General features: G+C 60.7%; 16 protein-coding genes. 10 read left to right on the top strand and 6 right to left on the bottom strand.

Annotation, left to right across the window (positions count from 1 at the left end):
• Window positions 1-198: 198 nt before the first annotated feature.
• From L904_RS24785 to L904_RS24770, 4 genes are read right to left on the bottom strand one after another with little or no spacing between them, the layout of a single operon-like run.
• Window positions 199-972 carry a rhomboid family intramembrane serine protease gene (locus L904_RS24785; RefSeq protein ID WP_031234556.1) on the bottom strand — a complete coding sequence of 258 codons (774 nt, stop codon included), beginning with the start codon at window positions 970-972 and terminating at the stop codon, window positions 199-201.
• A gap of 32 nt (window positions 973-1,004) precedes the next feature.
• Window positions 1,005-1,583: a cob(I)yrinic acid a,c-diamide adenosyltransferase gene (locus L904_RS24780; protein ID WP_020813416.1), complete on the bottom strand. Its 579-nt coding sequence runs from the start codon at window positions 1,581-1,583 to the stop codon at window positions 1,005-1,007.
• A gap of 1 nt (window position 1,584) precedes the next feature.
• Complete coding sequence (locus L904_RS24775; protein WP_003520830.1) at window positions 1,585-1,782, bottom strand: twin transmembrane helix small protein; 198 nt, start codon at window positions 1,780-1,782, stop codon at window positions 1,585-1,587.
• 16 nt (window positions 1,783-1,798) lie between these two features.
• Entirely contained in the window at window positions 1,799-2,632 is an 834-nt protein-coding gene (locus L904_RS24770; protein WP_035260158.1) for an SDR family oxidoreductase, read from the bottom strand.
• A gap of 179 nt (window positions 2,633-2,811) precedes the next feature.
• Here L904_RS24770 and L904_RS24765 point away from each other — a divergent pair, with 179 nt between their 5' ends.
• Entirely contained in the window at window positions 2,812-3,729 is a 918-nt protein-coding gene (locus L904_RS24765; RefSeq protein WP_031234557.1) for a YihY/virulence factor BrkB family protein, read from the top strand.
• Here L904_RS24765 and gluQRS read toward each other — a convergent pair.
• Window positions 3,697-4,596, bottom strand: a complete 900-nt coding sequence (gluQRS, locus tag L904_RS24760; protein WP_020813419.1) for a tRNA glutamyl-Q(34) synthetase GluQRS — start codon at window positions 4,594-4,596, stop codon at window positions 3,697-3,699. The genes L904_RS24765 and gluQRS overlap by 33 nt on opposite strands.
• Before the next feature lie 38 nt (window positions 4,597-4,634).
• On the opposite strand from gluQRS, the gene L904_RS24755 reads away from it, so the two are divergent.
• Complete coding sequence (locus tag L904_RS24755) at window positions 4,635-5,291, top strand: DNA-3-methyladenine glycosylase (RefSeq protein WP_020813420.1); 657 nt, start codon at window positions 4,635-4,637, stop codon at window positions 5,289-5,291.
• A gap of 6 nt (window positions 5,292-5,297) precedes the next feature.
• Here the strand turns inward: L904_RS24755 and L904_RS24750 are convergent, their stop codons facing one another.
• Window positions 5,298-6,716 (bottom strand): short-chain fatty acyl-CoA regulator family protein, encoded by a 1,419-nt coding sequence (locus L904_RS24750; protein WP_020813421.1) that lies wholly within the window; start codon window positions 6,714-6,716, stop codon window positions 5,298-5,300.
• A 118-nt stretch (window positions 6,717-6,834) separates the two neighbouring features.
• On the opposite strand from L904_RS24750, the gene L904_RS24745 reads away from it, so the two are divergent.
• From L904_RS24745 to L904_RS24710, 8 genes are all read left to right on the top strand, one after another.
• Window positions 6,835-8,367 (top strand): acyl-CoA carboxylase subunit beta, encoded by a 1,533-nt coding sequence (locus L904_RS24745; RefSeq protein WP_020813422.1) that lies wholly within the window; start codon window positions 6,835-6,837, stop codon window positions 8,365-8,367.
• Window positions 8,368-8,459: 92 nt separating this feature from the next.
• Window positions 8,460-9,356, top strand: a complete 897-nt coding sequence (yghU, locus tag L904_RS24740; protein WP_020813423.1) for a glutathione-dependent disulfide-bond oxidoreductase — start codon at window positions 8,460-8,462, stop codon at window positions 9,354-9,356.
• 103 nt (window positions 9,357-9,459) lie between these two features.
• Window positions 9,460-9,837, top strand: coding sequence for a hypothetical protein (locus L904_RS24735; protein ID WP_003520841.1), 378 nt, complete (start codon window positions 9,460-9,462; stop codon window positions 9,835-9,837).
• A 40-nt stretch (window positions 9,838-9,877) separates the two neighbouring features.
• The gene (locus tag L904_RS24730) at window positions 9,878-10,279 is read left to right on the top strand and encodes a hypothetical protein (protein ID WP_020813424.1); all 402 of its coding nucleotides are present in this window, start codon (window positions 9,878-9,880) and stop codon (window positions 10,277-10,279) included.
• 4 nt (window positions 10,280-10,283) lie between these two features.
• On the top strand, window positions 10,284-12,287 hold the full coding sequence (locus L904_RS24725; protein ID WP_020813425.1) for an acetyl/propionyl/methylcrotonyl-CoA carboxylase subunit alpha: 2,004 nt from the start codon (window positions 10,284-10,286) through the stop codon (window positions 12,285-12,287).
• A gap of 133 nt (window positions 12,288-12,420) precedes the next feature.
• Window positions 12,421-14,562, top strand: coding sequence for a methylmalonyl-CoA mutase (gene scpA, locus L904_RS24720; protein WP_020813426.1), 2,142 nt, complete (start codon window positions 12,421-12,423; stop codon window positions 14,560-14,562).
• A gap of 13 nt (window positions 14,563-14,575) precedes the next feature.
• Window positions 14,576-14,992 carry a methylmalonyl-CoA epimerase gene (mce, locus tag L904_RS24715; protein WP_020813427.1) on the top strand — a complete coding sequence of 139 codons (417 nt, stop codon included), beginning with the start codon at window positions 14,576-14,578 and terminating at the stop codon, window positions 14,990-14,992.
• Between the two features lie 172 nt (window positions 14,993-15,164).
• Window positions 15,165-16,709 (top strand): glycerol-3-phosphate dehydrogenase, encoded by a 1,545-nt coding sequence (locus tag L904_RS24710; RefSeq protein WP_020813428.1) that lies wholly within the window; start codon window positions 15,165-15,167, stop codon window positions 16,707-16,709.
• Window positions 16,710-16,712: the final 3 nt, after the last annotated feature.

Raw genomic sequence — 16,712 nt, 5'->3', positions numbered from 1 at the left:
ACAAGGATCTTCATCGGCGGCTTTCCTCAAACTCCTGTCCGCTTTGGCCAGTTGACCGCGCGGACCTCCAAAAACAGGTTGGCGACATGGATAAGCATTTTTCCCGCAATTACAACGGAGCAATCTTCATTATCACATGCACGTAAGGCATATCTTACGTTGACGTTCACGTAAATACTCTATCTCTTTCGCAAGAGCTCATCTGCTCCCGTCATAGCCCCGTTCGATTTGCGACAACCCCGCCGTTTGCGACGGATTCTTGAACTGTGCCGCCCTCGGCGGAACAATGGTGCGATCAAACAGGGGAACGCCCCGCCTGCGCATGAAAATCACCATGATTGCGCCAGCCATGATGCCACCCACATGCGCGCCCCAGGAAACGTTTTCCTCTAGCCCGAGCGCCAGCATCAGGAACTGTTGGCCGATCCACAGCGCCAGCGGAATGAAGGCGGGCAAAGGAAGCGGAATGCGCATGAGAACCAGCACCCAGACGCGAACCCTGGGATGCAGCAGGAAATAGGCCGCGACGACGCCGGAAACCGCACCCGAAGCGCCGATCAGCGGCCCCTCCGAGGTGGGGGCGACGAAACCGTGAAACAGCGCGCCGGCGATGGCGCAGGCGATGTAGAAAATCAGGAAACGGAAATGGCCGAGCGCATCCTCGACATTGTCGCCGAAGACCCAGAGAAACAGCATGTTGCCGGCCAGATGCCAGAAATCCAGATGCAGGAAAGCATAGGTAACGACGGTCAGGTCATCGGGCACGACTTGCAGGGCGGGTTCCAGATAGGCGTAGTCGAACACCACTGCCGGAATGAAACCGAGGCCGAGGGCTGCGGCATTGGCCTCAGTATCGCTGGCCAGCACCCCGGTAAACAGCCAGACCAGCACATTGACCACGATCAGGCCGATGGTGACATATTGCAGCCGGATATGCTTGAGGGAATTCGCATCGTGCAGCGGTATGAACATCGAACGCCCTTTGGTTGCGTCATTGAAACGCTTTAGCGGTTCTTGCCGGGAACCCACAATATATCGGCCTTGCCGGCATCATTGGCGAAGCGGGCGGCGACGAACAGGAAGTCGGACAGGCGATTGGCATATTTCAGCGCCGCCGGGCTGACGATCTCATTCTCAGTGACGGAAAGTTCCACCATCAGTCTCTCCGCGCGCCGGCAGACGGTGCGCGCCATATGCAGGCTGGCCGCCGCAGCACTGCCGCCCGGCAGCACGAAAGAGGTCAGCGGTTCAAGGGCGGCATTGAGATCGTCGATTTCGTTTTCCAGCCGCGTGACCTGGCTTTCGACGATGCGCAGCGGCTCGTAGGAAAGCGGTTCGCCGCTATCCGGCGTGGCGAGATCGGCGCCGAGATCGAAAAGATCGTTCTGGATGCGGAAAAGCATGGCATCCAGCTTTTCCATCCCACCCGTATGAAGCCGTGCGACGCCGATGGCCGAATTGGTCTCGTCCACCGTGCCATAGGCCTCGACGCGAAGATCGTGCTTCAGGCGGCGCGGGCCGGAAACCAGCGCCGTGGTGCCCTTGTCGCCGGTACGGGTATAGATCTTGTTCAGCTTCACCATGTCAGCGGCCACCGCCGGTGAGCCAGAGGGTGAACATGATCAGCACAATCGCCACAGCCTGCAAAAGCAGGCGAAGCTGCATCAGCTTGTTGGAGCGGTTGGCGTCCTGTCCCTTCAGCATGTTGAAGAGGCCGCGTATCAGCACGATGACGACGAGGCCCATGACGATAAGGGCCAGAACGGTTGTGAAGCCGGACATGCGGTATTACTCCTCCTCAATCGAATCTGCGCAGCAGACGATAGAAAAGTCCGGCAGGCAAGAGCCGTTTCAGCACAAGCCCCTGTTTGGCCGGCACGGTAACGGGATAATGCGGTTTCGGCCTTTTGGCCGTCAGGGCATGTTTCAACACGGCATAAACGGCGTCCGGGCCGAGCTTGTGGCGGTTGACGGGGCCGGAACCATCCATGCGCGCCAGCTGGCGTTTATATTCCGCCGCATGGGCGGAATTTTCGAGATCGATGTGCTCGTTGATATGGGCAAGCGCCGTTGCGGTGAATTTGGAGGTGATCGGCCCCGGTTCGATCAGGCTGACATGGATGCCGCTGCCCTGAAGCTCCATGCGCAGCGTGACGCCCAACCCCTCGAGGGCGAATTTCGATGCGGTGTAAGCGCCGCGATAGCGATAGGGAACGAGACCGAGAATGGAGGAGCAATGCACGATGCGGCCGGCGCCTCGGCTGCGCATGAAGGGAATGACCCGCCGTGTCAGATCGTGCCAGCCGAAGACATTGGTTTCGAACTGTGCCCGCAGCGCTTCGACAGGCAAATCCTCCACCGCGCCCGGCTGGCCATAGGCGCCGTTGTTGAAAAGCGCATCGATGCGGCCGCCGGTCCGGGCTGCGACAGTGTCCACCAGCGCGGCAATCGTCTCCGGCTTGGTATAGTCCATGATCAGGGTCTCGATGCCCTGGTTTTCGAGTGCGGCCATGTCGGCGATGCGCCGCACGGTGGCGAAAACCCGCCAGCCGTCCCGGTGGAGCGCGCCGGCGCAATGGGCGCCGATGCCCGAGGAACATCCGGTGATGATGATGACGGGTTTTTCAGACATTTGCCGCTCCGGGAAACCGACTGTTGCTCTGGCCCGATTGCCCGGCCCGTTAAAATCCTATCGCGCGAAATCCGTGTCCTTCTGGAACCGAAAGGCCAGCTTGCGCGCTGTACAAAGCGAAGCTGATTTCCCATATTCGGCTCGAAGTTACAAATGAAATGCCGATGAATGGAGGTGACATGGTTGCCGCAGTGCGCCTGGCAGGCAAGGTTGCCTTCGATGCCTATTCCCATTTCGCCGAGGATGACGGCTGGGCGATGGCGAGCCATATGGCGCTGTCGATCCTGCTGGCCCTGTTTCCGTTCCTGATCTTCGGTACGGCCCTCGCCGGCTTTCTGGGGGCGGACCAGTTTTCCGAAACGGCGGTGCATCTGATTTTCGACACCTGGCCGGAGGCGATTGCCGGGCCGCTGGCGGCGCAGGTGCAGCAGGTGCTGACCATTCCGCGCGGCGGGCTGCTGACGATTTCGGTGCTGGCGGCCGCCTATTTTGCGTCCAATGGTGTCGAGGCGCTGCGCATTTCATTGAACCGCGCCTATCGTGTCACCGAAACGCGCTGGTGGTATGTCACCCGCCTGCTCAGCCTGCTTTATGTGCTGATCGCCGTCGTGGTCTTTGCCGGCATCAGTATCGTGCTTGTTGCGGTGCCGGTCGCCATGTCCTTTGCGGAGGAGAAGTTTCCGTGGCTGACAGATGTTCTGAACACCGTCTCCAGCCTCGGTCTTTATGGCACCATCGTCGTGCTGACGGCGGGGCTGGTGGCGGCGCATCTGTGGCTTCCGGCCGGCAAGCGCCGCATCTGGGATGTCTGGCCGGGCATTCTCTTGACGATGATCTTCTGGGTCATCGGTGCGGCGATCTTCGCCTATTATCTCTCCACCTTCGCCAATTATGCCGCCACCTATGCCGGTCTCGCCTCGGTGATGGTGGTTCTGGTGTTTCTTTATATGGTGGGCGTCATCTTCATGCTAGGAGCTGAGGTGAATGCCGCGCTGATGAAATACAAGGTCCGGCAGATCATCCGCCGCAATATCGGCGGCGGCAGCGTGCGTCGCGAGCAGGTTCTAGAGGAGCCCGACAAGCCGGCGGATATCTGAGGGTGCAGCACCTTCCGAACGAAGGGCGGAAAGCCCGGTGCTGCCTTCGCTTTTCGAGAGCTTGCGCCCGTCCGCGCCCAAGATCAGCCGGTGATGATGATAGGCCGGCTGCGGCAGGTCCAGCAGGTGTTGCAACAGCCGGTGAATGGCGGTGGCGTGATAGAGATCCATGCCGCGCACCACATGGGTTGTGCCCTGCAGCGCATCGTCCACCACAACGGAAAGATGATAGCTCGAAGGCGCGTCGGAACGCGACAGCACCACATCGCCCCAAAGCGCGGGCAGGGCCTCGATCTGCCCCGTCTCGCCGTCGCCGCTCTCCTGCCAGAACAGGGGGTTGCCGATGGCGCGGATCGCCTTTTCCATGTCGAGCCGCCAGGCGTGCGGACGGCCGGAGGCGAGCAGCGCATCCCGTTCCACCCTTGGCCTCTCCCGGTCTATGGCCGGGTAAAGCGGCGCGCCATCGGGATCGCGGGGCCACAACCCTCCCTCCGCCTCGAAAGTACGAACGATTGCCTTGGTTTTTCCACGGCTCAGAAAGGCAGGGTAAGCAAGTCCTGCCTCGATCAGCCTGTCCAGCGCCACGCGATACTCCTCGAAATGTTCCGATTGCCGCCGCACCGGTTTCTTCCAGTCGAGACCCAGCCAGCCAAGGTCATCATAGATTGCCTGTTCCAGCTCCGGGGTGCAGCGTGTCTGGTCGATATCCTCGATGCGCAGCAGAAAGCGGCCGTCATTGTCTCGCGCCATATCATGGTTCAGGAAGGCGGAAAGCGCGTGGCCGAGATGCAGCAGGCCATTGGGGCTCGGTGCGAAACGGTAAACCGGTTTTTGACGGAGAGGCGAAGGCATGGTTTCTTCTGCCATGTTTTAAAGCGCCTCGCCAGCGGCTGGCGGCATATGGAATGACGGACATGAAAATCATTACCGGGATGGATGACATCAGCGAAGGGCTGGAGCATCTCGCCCACCTCGATCCGGCTCTCGGCCTCGTCATCGAAAAAGCCGGCCCGCTGGAACTGCGCATTCATGAGCCCGGCTTTTCCGGCCTTGCCCATATCGTCGTCTCGCAGATGGTGTCGCGCGCCAGCGCCAATGCCATATGGGCGCGTATCCTTGCCGGCACCGGCGGCGCGGTCACGGCGGAAAATTATCTCGGCGCACCGGCGGAATTGCGCGCCACTTTCGGCCTTTCGCGCGCCAAGGCGACGACGCTGGAAGGGCTGGCGCGTGCCGTCACGGAAGGGCAGATCGATCTTGACGGCGTGGTGCGCAAGGAGGGGCGTGCAGCCCTGTCCGAGCTGGTTGCGCTTCGCGGTATCGGCCCGTGGACGGCGGAGGTCTATCTGATGTTCTGCGGCGGGCACCCGGATATTTTTCCGGTCGGCGATGTGGCGCTGAGATCGGCGGTGGCTCATGCGCTTGCCCTGGAGGTGAGGCCGGAGGCGAAGTGGCTGGCGGAGCGCGCGGCGCTCTGGTCGCCATGGCGCTCCGTGGCCGCGCGGCTTTTCTGGGGCTACTACGCTAACATCATGCGGCGCGCCATGGTGCCGCTGCCCTGAGCGGGGTTAAAAATCGGCGATACTGTAGGGCAGCGCTCCGCGCGAAAGATGATCGAAATGCAGCTTGCGTTTCAGCGGCGGCACGGCGCGTTGCACGCAATCCACCCTCTCACAGACCCGACAGGAAATGCCGATCGGTTTGAAGGAGGCCGCATTGCCGAGATCGAGCGTATCGGCATAAACGAAATTCTGCGCATGGGAAATTTCGCAGCCGAGCGCGATGGCATAACGCGGTCTCTCCGTGTTGAACCCGGCACCGGCCTTTTCGATCTGCGTGGCGATGGAAAGGTAGCGTACGCCGTCAGGCGTTTCGGCGAGCTGCCGCACGATCCTGTCGGAACTTTCGAAGGCCTGATGGATATTCCACAGCGGACAGGCCGCGCCGAAACGGGCAAATTGCAGCCGCGTGGCGCTGTGGCGTTTGGTGATGTTGCCGGCGCGGTCGATCTTGGCGAAAAAGATCGGCACGCCTTTTATGCCCGGCCGTTGCAGGGTACTGAGACGATGGGCCACCTGCTCAAGGCTCGCGCCGAAACGAACGGCGAGAAGCTCGAGATCGTGGCGCAGTTCCTGCGCCGCCCGGTGAAAGCGGCCATAGGGCAGGATGAGGGCTGCGGCGAAATAATTGTGCAGCCCGATACGACAGATTTCCGCGGCTTCCGCATTGCGGAAACCGGCGCCGGCCAGCACCCTGTCCACCGTTGCACCGGCGTGAAGCTGGGCGATCTGCAATGCAAGCTGAAAACAGCGGGTCGGCGCGGCCATGTAGGAACTGAGGGCGAGGGTCTTGCCGGCAGGATCGAAGTGCCGGATCAGACCGCCCGCCGCCTCGGTTCGGGTGATATGGATGCCGTAACGGCTCTTCAGATGCGCCGCCAGAATGCCATAGGTCTCGCCGCCTTCTATCTCCAGTTCTTCCGCCAGCTCCTCGGCCAGAAGATCGATCTCGGCGACGTAATTGTCGACGAAGTGGAAGAAATCGCGCACCTCCTCATAGGGGGTTCTTTCCACCTGCGCGGTGCCACGGCCCAGCCGGTCATCCAGCTGCACCAGCTGCTCGCTGTTCTGGCGATAGGCCTGATGGGCGCGCAGCAGCGCATGGGCAAAACCCGGCGCGTTCTGCGCGATCAGCTTCAACTCCTGAAGTCCCGGCTCGTAATTCAGGAACAGCGGGTCTTTCAGCGCCTCGCGCACGGCGGAAACCAGCCGGTCGCTTTCACCGGTCGCCAGTTCCGCCATGTCGAGCTGGAATTTTTCCACCAGCGTCACCAGAACGCTGGCCGAAACCGGACGCTGATTATTCTCGATCTGGTTAAGGTAGCTCGCGGAAATGCCAAGCCGCTCAGCAAATTGCGCCTGCGTGGCGCGGGCGTTTTCGCGAAGGCCACGAACCTTGCGGCCGATGAAGAGTTTTTCCGTCGCCATGTTGCAACTTTGCAAAATTAAACATTGCAAATATTTATGGCACGCATACGCGCACGATCAAGGCTTCTTGGCGAATGTTTTCTGGGCTATTGATCGTGGCACAACGCATGGAGGAAACATGCCCGGCATTCTGGAGCAATTGGAAACGCGGCGCGCTGAGGCGCGGCTGGGCGGCGGCGTCAAGCGCATCGAGGCGCAGCATGGCAAGGGCAAGCTGACGGCGCGCGAGCGTATCGACGTGCTCCTGGATGAAGGTTCTTTCGAAGAGTATGACATGTACGTCACCCACCGGGCGGTGGATTTCGGCATGGCGGAGCAGAAGGTGGCGGGTGACGGTGTCGTCACCGGATGGGGCACCATCAATGGCCGACAGGTCTATGTGTTTTCGCAGGATTTCACCGTGCTCGGGGGGTCGCTCTCGGAAACCCATGCCCAGAAGATCTGCAAGATCATGGATATGGCGGTGCGCAACGGCGCGCCGGTGATTGGCCTCAACGATTCTGGCGGCGCGCGCATTCAGGAGGGCGTGGCCTCGCTCGGCGGTTATGCCGATGTGTTCAAGCGCAATGTCGTCGCCTCCGGCGTCGTGCCGCAGATATCGGTCATCATGGGGCCCTGTGCGGGCGGTGCCGTCTATTCGCCGGCCATGACCGATTTCATCTTCATGGTGCGCGATACCTCCTACATGTTCGTGACCGGGCCGGATGTGGTCAAAACCGTGACCAACGAAATCGTTACGGCTGAGGAACTGGGCGGAGCCTCCACCCACACGAAAAAATCCTCCGTCGCCGACGGCGCTTATGAAAACGACATCGAGACGCTGGAACATGTGCGGCTGCTGTTCGATTTCCTGCCGCTCAACAACCGCGAAAAGCCGCCGGTGCGCCCGTTCCACGACGATCCGGCGCGGCTGGAAGCACGTCTCGATACGCTGATCCCCGACAGTTCCAACAAGCCCTATGACATGAAGGAACTGATCCACGCGCTGGCCGACGAAGGCGATTTCTTCGAGTTGCAGGAGGCTTTCGCCCGCAACATCATCACCGGCTTCATCCGTCTCGAAGGCCAGACGGTGGGCGTCGTCGCCAACCAGCCGATGGTGCTGGCCGGCTGCCTCGATATCGACAGTTCGCGCAAGGCGGCGCGTTTCGTGCGCTTCTGCGATGCCTTCAACATTCCGCTGCTGACGCTGGTGGATGTGCCGGGTTTCCTGCCGGGAACCGCACAGGAATATGGCGGCGTCATCAAGCACGGCGCGAAACTTCTCTTCGCCTATTCGGAAGCGACGGTGCCGATGGTGACGCTGATCACCCGCAAGGCCTATGGCGGCGCTTACGACGTGATGGCCTCGAAACATATCGGCGCGGATGTGAATTACGCCTGGCCGACGGCGGAAATCGCCGTGATGGGCGCGAAGGGTGCGGCGGAAATTCTCTATCGTTCCGAGCTTTCCGATCCGGAAAAGATCGCCGCGCGCACGAAGGAATATGAAGAGCGTTTCGCCAATCCCTTTGTGGCGGCGGAACGCGGGTTTATCGATGAGGTCATCATGCCGCATTCCTCGCGCCGTCGCATCGCCCGCGCCTTCGCGTCGCTGCGTAACAAGAGCGTGGAAACCCGCTGGAAGAAACACGACACTATTCCGCTCTGAGACTGGAAAAATGCTTCGGCCACCTTACTATATGTTTGTTCAGGCGCCCGGATGTCCGGATGTCCTCCCGAAACGCACAAGGACACATTTTCATGGCCGAAAATTCCTCCGCAGATAATTTCCCCGCCGGATATGAGGTGCCCAAGGTCTGGACCTGGGACAAGGGCAATGGCGGCCAATTCGCCAATATCAACCGCCCGATTGCCGGCCCCACTCATGAAAAGGAACTGCCGGTCGGCAAGCACCCGTTGCAGCTTTATTCGCTGGCGACGCCGAATGGCCAGAAGGTCACCATCATGCTGGAAGAATTGCTGGCCGCCGGCCACAAGGGCGCAGACTATGATGCTTGGCTGATCAAGATCGGTGAAGGCGACCAGTTCGGTTCCGGTTTTGTCGGCGTCAATCCGAATTCCAAGATCCCGGCGCTGATGGATCACTCGACGCCTGAGCCGACACGCGTTTTCGAAAGCGGCTCGATCCTCGTTTATCTCGCGGAAAAATTTGGCGCCTTCCTGCCGAAAGAGGGCAATGCGCGCGCGCAGGCGCTGAACTGGTTGTTCTGGCAGATGGGCTCCGCCCCCTTCCTCGGCGGCGGTTTCGGCCATTTTTATGCCTATGCGCCGGTGAAGATCAAATACGCCATCGACCGCTACGCCATGGAAGTCAAACGCCAGCTCGACGTGCTGGACCGGCATCTGGCTGAGAACCGCTATCTCGCCGGTTCGGAATATACGATCGCCGACATGGCCGTCTGGCCGTGGTATGGCAAGATCGCGCTCGGTCAGGCCTATGGCGATGCCGGTGCTTTCCTTGAGGCGGACGGCTATAAGAACGTCATGCGCTGGACGCTCGAAATCGGCGAACGCCCGGCGGTCAAGCGTGGCGTGATCGTCAACAAGACCTCGGGCGACCCGTCCGAGCAACTGCATGAACGCCACGATGCCTCCGACTTCGAGACGAAGACGCAGGACAAGGTCGGCAAGGCGTAAGGAAAGATTAGAGCGCCAAAAGCGCTCTAACTATTTGAATTGGCGCATTTCCGGACGTAAAAGCAAGGCAGCTTTTACTGGAAATGTTCTGGAAGGACAAAAGATGGCGAACCTGCCCGAAATGACCAAACACAAGGGATTTCCCTCCGGCATGCCGAGCACGGGTGTCCAGTTCACCATCCGCCGCGCCAACCCCAAAGGGGTAACGCCTATCAAGATGATACCCCGCCGGGCGCGCAACGACACCAAGGAGCATCGCATCGATGCCGCCTTCCTGCACTCGCTCTGGCATCATTTCGGTGCCGAGCCCTTCGAGCGCGGCAATCTCGACGCCGCCCGCCTCAACCTGCTCTTCGGCCGCGAGGTCGTGCCGGCGGAGAAGAATTTCGATCCGCTTTCCTATCAGGCGATGCTGGTGATTGACGAGCGCGTTGCGCGGCAGAACTTCCCGGAATCCTTCGAGAATTTCTTCGAGATTTGAGGGCAGGCGGCGACATTTTTCCTGAGGGGGGAGGAGGAGCATGATTGTCGACATACTCCATATGGACCTGCAATGGCTGCGACGCTGGCTGAGGCAACGCCGCGGTGGCAACGCAGGCAGGGCATCCGGCAGTCGTGATCCGAAGCCAAAGATGACGCCGGAAGCCGCCCGGCTCGATCATCGGCAAATGTTGCGTTTCATGGCGCTCAATGCGGCGGTCGGCGTGCTGATCGGCGTCTGCGTCGGTGCAGCGCTGATCTTTCTCGACATTGGCGGTTTGGGCGCGCGCATCGGCCGCGCCGCAAATCCGGTCGTGCCCGTGCTGCTGGTCGTCATGCCCATTGCATCCCTGTTCGGCGCGGCCGCCACTGCCTCGGCGATCCTGATGATGCCCTATGAAAAGAAATTCCGCGACGATGATGACGATGCGAGGGGAGAATAACCGCATGATCAAGAAAATCCTCATCGCCAATCGCGGCGAGATCGCCTGCCGGGTCATCAAGACGGCGAAGAAGATGGGCATCGCCACTGTCGCGGTCTATTCGGATGCGGATGCCAATGCGCTGCATGTGAGACAAGCGGATGAGGCCGTTCATATCGGCCCGGCCCCCTCATCGCAGTCCTATATCGTCATCGACAAGATTCTTGAGGCAATCGCGAAGACCGGGGCGGATGCCGTGCATCCGGGTTACGGTTTTCTCTCCGAAAATGCCGCCTTCGCCGCGGCGCTGGAAAAGGCGGGCGTGACCTTTATTGGTCCGCCGGTCGGTGCCATCAAGGCGATGGGTGACAAGATCACTTCCAAGAAGCTCGCGGCAGAAGCGGGTGTTTCCACCGTGCCCGGTCATATGGGCCTGATTACCGATGCCGACGAGGCGGTGAAGATCGCGGCCGAAATCGGCTATCCGGTGATGATCAAGGCATCCGCTGGCGGTGGCGGCAAGGGCATGCGCATCGCTTGGAACGACACCGAGGCACGCGAGGGTTTCCAGTCCTCGAAGAACGAGGCGAAGTCCTCCTTCGGCGACGACCGGATATTCATCGAAAAATTCGTCACCCAGCCGCGCCACATTGAAATTCAGGTGCTGGGCGACAAGCACGGCAACACACTTTATCTGGGTGAACGCGAATGCTCGATCCAGCGCCGTAACCAGAAGGTCATCGAGGAAGCCCCATCGCCCTTTCTGGACGAAGCGACCCGCAAAGCCATGGGCGAGCAAGCCGTGGCGCTGGCGAGAGCGGTCGGTTACCATTCGGCCGGCACGGTGGAATTCATCGTCGATGGCGAGAGGAATTTCTACTTTCTGGAAATGAACACCCGCCTGCAGGTGGAGCATCCGGTCACGGAACTCATCACCGGCATCGATCTGGTCGAACAGATGATCCGTGTGGCATCAGGAGAAAAGCTCTCCTTCGGGCAGGCGGACGTGAAGCTGAACGGCTGGGCGATTGAAAGCCGGCTTTATGCAGAAGATCCCTATCGCAACTTCCTGCCCTCCATCGGCCGGCTGACGCGATATCGCCCGCCGCAGGAAGGTGCGCAGGAGAACGGAACGGTTATCCGCAACGATACCGGCGTCTTCGAAGGCGGCGAGATTTCGATGTATTACGATCCGATGATCGCCAAGCTGTGCGCTCTGGGCAAGGATCGTGAAACCGCCATCGACGCCATGGGGCAGGCGCTGGATCGTTTCGAGGTGGAGGGTATCGGCCATAATCTGCCCTTCCTGTCGGCCGTCATGCAGCATGAGCGTTTCCGCGCCGGTCGCCTGACGACGGGCTTTATCGCGGAAGAATTTCCGGAAGGATTTTCCGGCGTGGAACCGGATGAGGCCACGGCGCGCCAGCTTTCCGCCATCGCCGCCATCATCCATCAGCGGCTGCAGAGCCGCGCGGTCGAAATTTCCGGCACCATCGGCAATCACCGCCGCATCGTCGGTCAGGACTGGGTGGTGTCGTTTGGCGCATCCCGTCACAGGGTCAGCGTTGAAACCGGCACGGATGGTACGGCGGTCCGTTTTGAAGACGGCGCGGCGCTCAGCGTCGATACCGGCTGGCTTCCCGGCCAGAGCCTCGGCCTGTTCACGGTCGCGGGTGAGGTTATCGCCGCCAAGGTCGATCTAGCAGGTGCTGCGATCCGCCTGCGCTGGTGCGGCATGGATATTCGTGCCCATGTGCGCAGCCCGCGTGTGGCGGAACTGGCGCTGCTGATGCCGGAAAAACTGCCGCCGGATACATCGAAACTGCTGCTTTGCCCGATGCCGGGCGTCATCACCGGTATTTCGGTGGGTGAGGGCGATGAGGTGGAGGCCGGGCAGGCGCTGGCGACGGTGGAGGCCATGAAGATGGAAAACATTCTGCGCGCGGAAAAACGCGGCCGCGTTGCCAGAGTGGCGGCAAAACCGGGCGACAGCCTCGCGGTGGATGAAGTGATCCTCGAATTCGAGTGATGGCCGCTGCCGTTTTTCCGGAACGCATGTGGGTCGGAGCGGTTTACGGGGTCGGACCTGCGGGCGGATCGTTCGATTTTCGTCACGATCACCGGCCACAGTGCTAAAATGAAATGCAGAAGGGGAGAGATGCATGTCGGGTGAAAAAACGGTGCGGGATTGGCTGCAGCTTGCAGAGAAAGAGCTGAAGCGTTCACCGGAAACGCTCGTCTGGCACACGCCTGAAGGCATCGAGGTCAAGCCGCTCTATACCGCTGACGATCTGCAGAAGATTTCCCATCTGGACAGCCTGCCGGGCTTTTCGCCTTTCACGCGCGGCCCGCGTGCGACCATGTATGCCGGCCGGCCCTGGACGATCCGCCAATATGCCGGTTTTTCCACGGCCGAAGCCTCGAACGCCTTTTACCGCAAGGCGCTCGCCGCCGGCCAGCAGGGTGTTTCGGTTGCCTTCGATCTCGCCACCCATCGCGGTTATGACAGCGATCATCCGCGTGTGGAGGGCGATGTCGGTAAGGCGGGCGTGGCGATCGACAGCGTCGAGGACATGAAAATCCTGTTCGATGGCATTCCGCTCGAAAAAGTCTCGGTGTCCATGACCATGAACGGCGCGGTCATTCCGGTGCTCGCCAGTTTCATCGTTGCGGGGGAAGAACAGGGTGTGCCCCGCGCCGCCCTTTCCGGCACCATTCAGAACGATATCCTCAAGGAGTTCATGGTCCGCAATACCTATATCTATCCGCCGGAACCCTCGATGCGGATCATTGCCGATATCATCGAATATACGGCGAAGGAGATGCCGAAATTCAACTCCATCTCCATATCCGGCTATCACATGCAGGAAGCGGGCGCGACGCTCGTGCAGGAGCTGGCCTTCACGCTGGCGGATGGTCGCGAATATGTGCGGGCGGCGCTGGCCAAGGGGCTGAATGTCGATGATTTCGCCGGGCGCCTGTCGTTCTTTTTCGCCATCGGCATGAATTTCTTCATGGAGGCTGCCAAGCTGCGCGCCGCGCGCCTGCTCTGGTCGCGCATCATGGAGGAGTTCAAGCCGCAGAAGGCGTCGTCGCTGATGCTACGTACCCATTGCCAGACGTCCGGCGTCTCGCTGCAGGAGCAGGATCCCTATAACAACATCGTCCGCACCGCCTTTGAAGCCATGTCCGCCGTGCTCGGCGGCACGCAGTCGCTGCACACCAATTCCTTCGATGAGGCGATTGCGCTGCCGACGGAGTTCTCCGCCCGCATCGCCCGCAATACCCAGCTCATCCTGCAGCATGAAACCGGCGTCACGAAGGTTGTCGACCCGCTGGCTGGCTCTTATTATGTCGAAAGCCTGACCGATGAGCTGGCTGAGAAGGCCTGGGCGCTGATCGAGGAGGTGGAGGCGCTGGGCGGCATGACAAAAGCCGTGGCCGAAGGCCTGCCGAAACGATTGATCGAGGAGGCGGCGACACGCCGCCAGGCGGCGGTGGACAAGGGCGAGGAGGTCATCGTCGGCGTCAACCGTTACCGTCTCGAAAATGAAGAGGATATCGATGTTCTCGATATCGATAACGCCGCCGTGCGGGCCGCGCAAATCCGCCGCATCGAAGAAACGCGCCGCCGCCGCGATGGCAAGGACGTGACCGCCGCTTTGGCAGCGCTTTCCGAGATCGCCCGCAGCGGCAAGGGCAATATTCTCGAAGCCGCGGTTGTTGCCGCCCGCGCCCGCGCCACGGTGGGAGAGATTTCCGATGCGCTGCGTGCGGCCTTCGGCGACCATGCCGCCGTGCCGGAGGTGGTGAGCGATATTTACGGCGAGGCCTATAAGGACGAGCCGGAACTTGCCACGCTTGCCGCCCGGCTTTCCGGTGTGGCTGAGAGGATCGGCACCAAGCCGCGCATCATGGTCGCCAAGCTCGGGCAGGACGGGCATGATCGCGGCGCGAAGGTCATCGCCTCCGCCTTTGGCGATATCGGTTTCGATGTGCTGGCCGGGCCCCTGTTTCAGACACCCGTTGAAGCGGCCGATCTCGCCGTCCAGAACAGGGTGCATGTGGTCGGCATGTCGTCGCTCGCCGCCGGCCACAAGACGCTGGCGCCGCAGCTGGTCGAGGCGCTGAAACAGAAGGGCGCGGAAGATATCATCGTCGTCGTTGGCGGCGTCATTCCGCGTCAGGATTACCAGTTCCTGCTCGACCATGGCGTTTCGGCGATCTTCGGACCCGGCACCAATGTCATGGATGCCGCCAACAAGGTGCTCGACCTGCTCGAAGGCGTCAGGCGCAACGCGTGAGGGGAAGACGGCCATGTTCGGAAGATTGAATCACGTCGCCATCGCGGTGCCCGATCTTAATGCCGCAATTGCCCGCTACAGGCTGTTGGGCGCAGATGTCTCGGAACCGCAATCCCTGCCGGAACACGGCGTGACGGTGGTTTTTATTCAGGCTGACAATACCAAGATCGAGCTTCTTTATCCGCTCGGCGAAAATTCGCCGATTGCCGCTTTTCTAGAAAGAAATCCGGGCGGCGGCACGCATCATCTCTGCTTTGAAGTGCCTGATATTGTCGCGGCGCGTGACGATCTCGTCAAAAAGGGCGTTCGAATTCTGGGTGATGGCGAGCCGAAGATCGGCGCGCATGGCAATCCCGTTCTTTTCCTGCATCCGAAGGATATGGGCGGTGTGCTCTATGAGCTTGAGCAGGTTTCCCAGACATACGGCTGAAACACAGACCCCGTAAGAGGCTGGCCATACGGTGAACGGCGCACAGCGGCCGTTCGCCTTTGCCGGAACGTGTTTCGTTTGTTTTCTTTTGACATTCGTTTTGTTTTCGTTTTTATGGCAATTGTCTTTCAACGATGGGGACGCGATCCCCCGACGCTGTCGTGGAGGCTCTATGTCCGGCGAGAATATTTTCGATCTTTTTGTCATCGGTGGCGGCATCAATGGCTGCGGCATTGCCCGCGATGCCGTGGGCAGGGGCTATTCCGTGGCGCTTGCGGAAAAGGGTGATTTCGCTTCCGGCACGTCTTCCGCCGCCACCAAGCTCATCCATGGCGGCCTGCGTTATCTCGAACATTACGAGTTTCGTCTGGTGCGCGAAGCTCTGATGGAGCGTGAAATCCTCTGGGCCATGGCGCCGCATGTCATCTGGCCCATGCGTTTCGTCCTGCCCATCCAGAAAGGCGGCGTGCGCCCGGCCTGGATGGTCCGGCTCGGCCTGTTTCTTTATGACAATCTCGGCGGCCGCAAGCTTCTGCCGGCGACCCGCACGCTCGATCTTCGCAAGGACCCGGCGGGCAAGCCGTTGAAGCCGACATTTGCCAGAGCTTTCGAATATTCCGATGGCTGGGTGGATGATGCCCGTTTCGTGGTCCTCAACGCGCGCGACGCGGCCAATCGCGGCGCGACGATCATGAACCGCACACGCGTCGTTTCCGCACGGCGCGAAGGCGGGTTGTGGCACATCGAGACGCTGGATGAAAAAACCGGACAGGTGGCCACGCACAAGGCGCGCATGCTGGTGAATGCCGCCGGCCCCTGGGTGGATACCGTGCTTTCAGGCGTTTTCGGCCGCAAGGATGTTCATAATGTCCGGCTCGTACAGGGCAGCCATATCATCGTGCGCAAGAAGTTTTCCGACCCGCGCGCCTATTTCTTCCAGAACCCTGATAACCGCATCATCTTCGCCATTCCCTATGAACGGGATTTTACGCTGATCGGCACCACGGACCGCGATTACAAGGGCGATCCGGCCAGCGTTCGCATCTCCGGGGAGGAGATTTCCTATCTCTGCAACGCGGCCAGCGACTATTTCAGCGAACCGGTCCGGCCGGAAGATATCGTCTGGACCTATTCCGGCGTGCGCCCGCTATTTGATGACGGCGCTTCGAAAGCGCAGGAAGCGACGCGCGATTATGTGCTGAAAGTGGAAGAGGGGGAAGGCGAAGCGCCGCTCCTCAATATTTTCGGCGGCAAGCTCACCACCTATCGGCGGCTGGCGGAACATGCGCTGGAAAAGATCGGTGCAGCGATTGGTGAAAAGGGCAAGCCGTGGACGGCGGGCTCCCACCTGCCGGGCGGTGATTTCGGCGCTGAGAGATATGAGACGCAGGTGCGGGCGCTCGTCTCCCTTTATCCCTTCCTTGACGGACGCCATGCCGAGCGACTTGTCAGAAACTACGGCACCAAGGCGGCGGAACTGTTGGGCAGCGCCACCGATGTCTCCGGCCTCGGCCGGCATTTCGGCGGCACGCTTTATGAATGCGAGGTGCGCTGGCTGGTTGAGCACGAATGGGCCTGCGCGGCCGAGGATATTCTCTGGCGGCGCACGAAACAGGGCCTGCGCCTGAACAAGGACGAGGCCGCCGGTCTCGACGAGTTCGTGGCTGCGCTGATGGGTGGCGGACAAAAGGCCGAAGTCGTGGCGGAGCGGGCCTGAAAA

It is taken from the genome of Agrobacterium sp. LY4 (genome assembly GCF_001526585.1).
In the GTDB taxonomy this organism is placed as follows: domain Bacteria; phylum Pseudomonadota; class Alphaproteobacteria; order Rhizobiales; family Rhizobiaceae; genus Agrobacterium; species Agrobacterium leguminum.
Note: the sequence above shows the minus strand (reverse complement) of the source record. Positions and strands in the feature narration are given on the sequence as shown.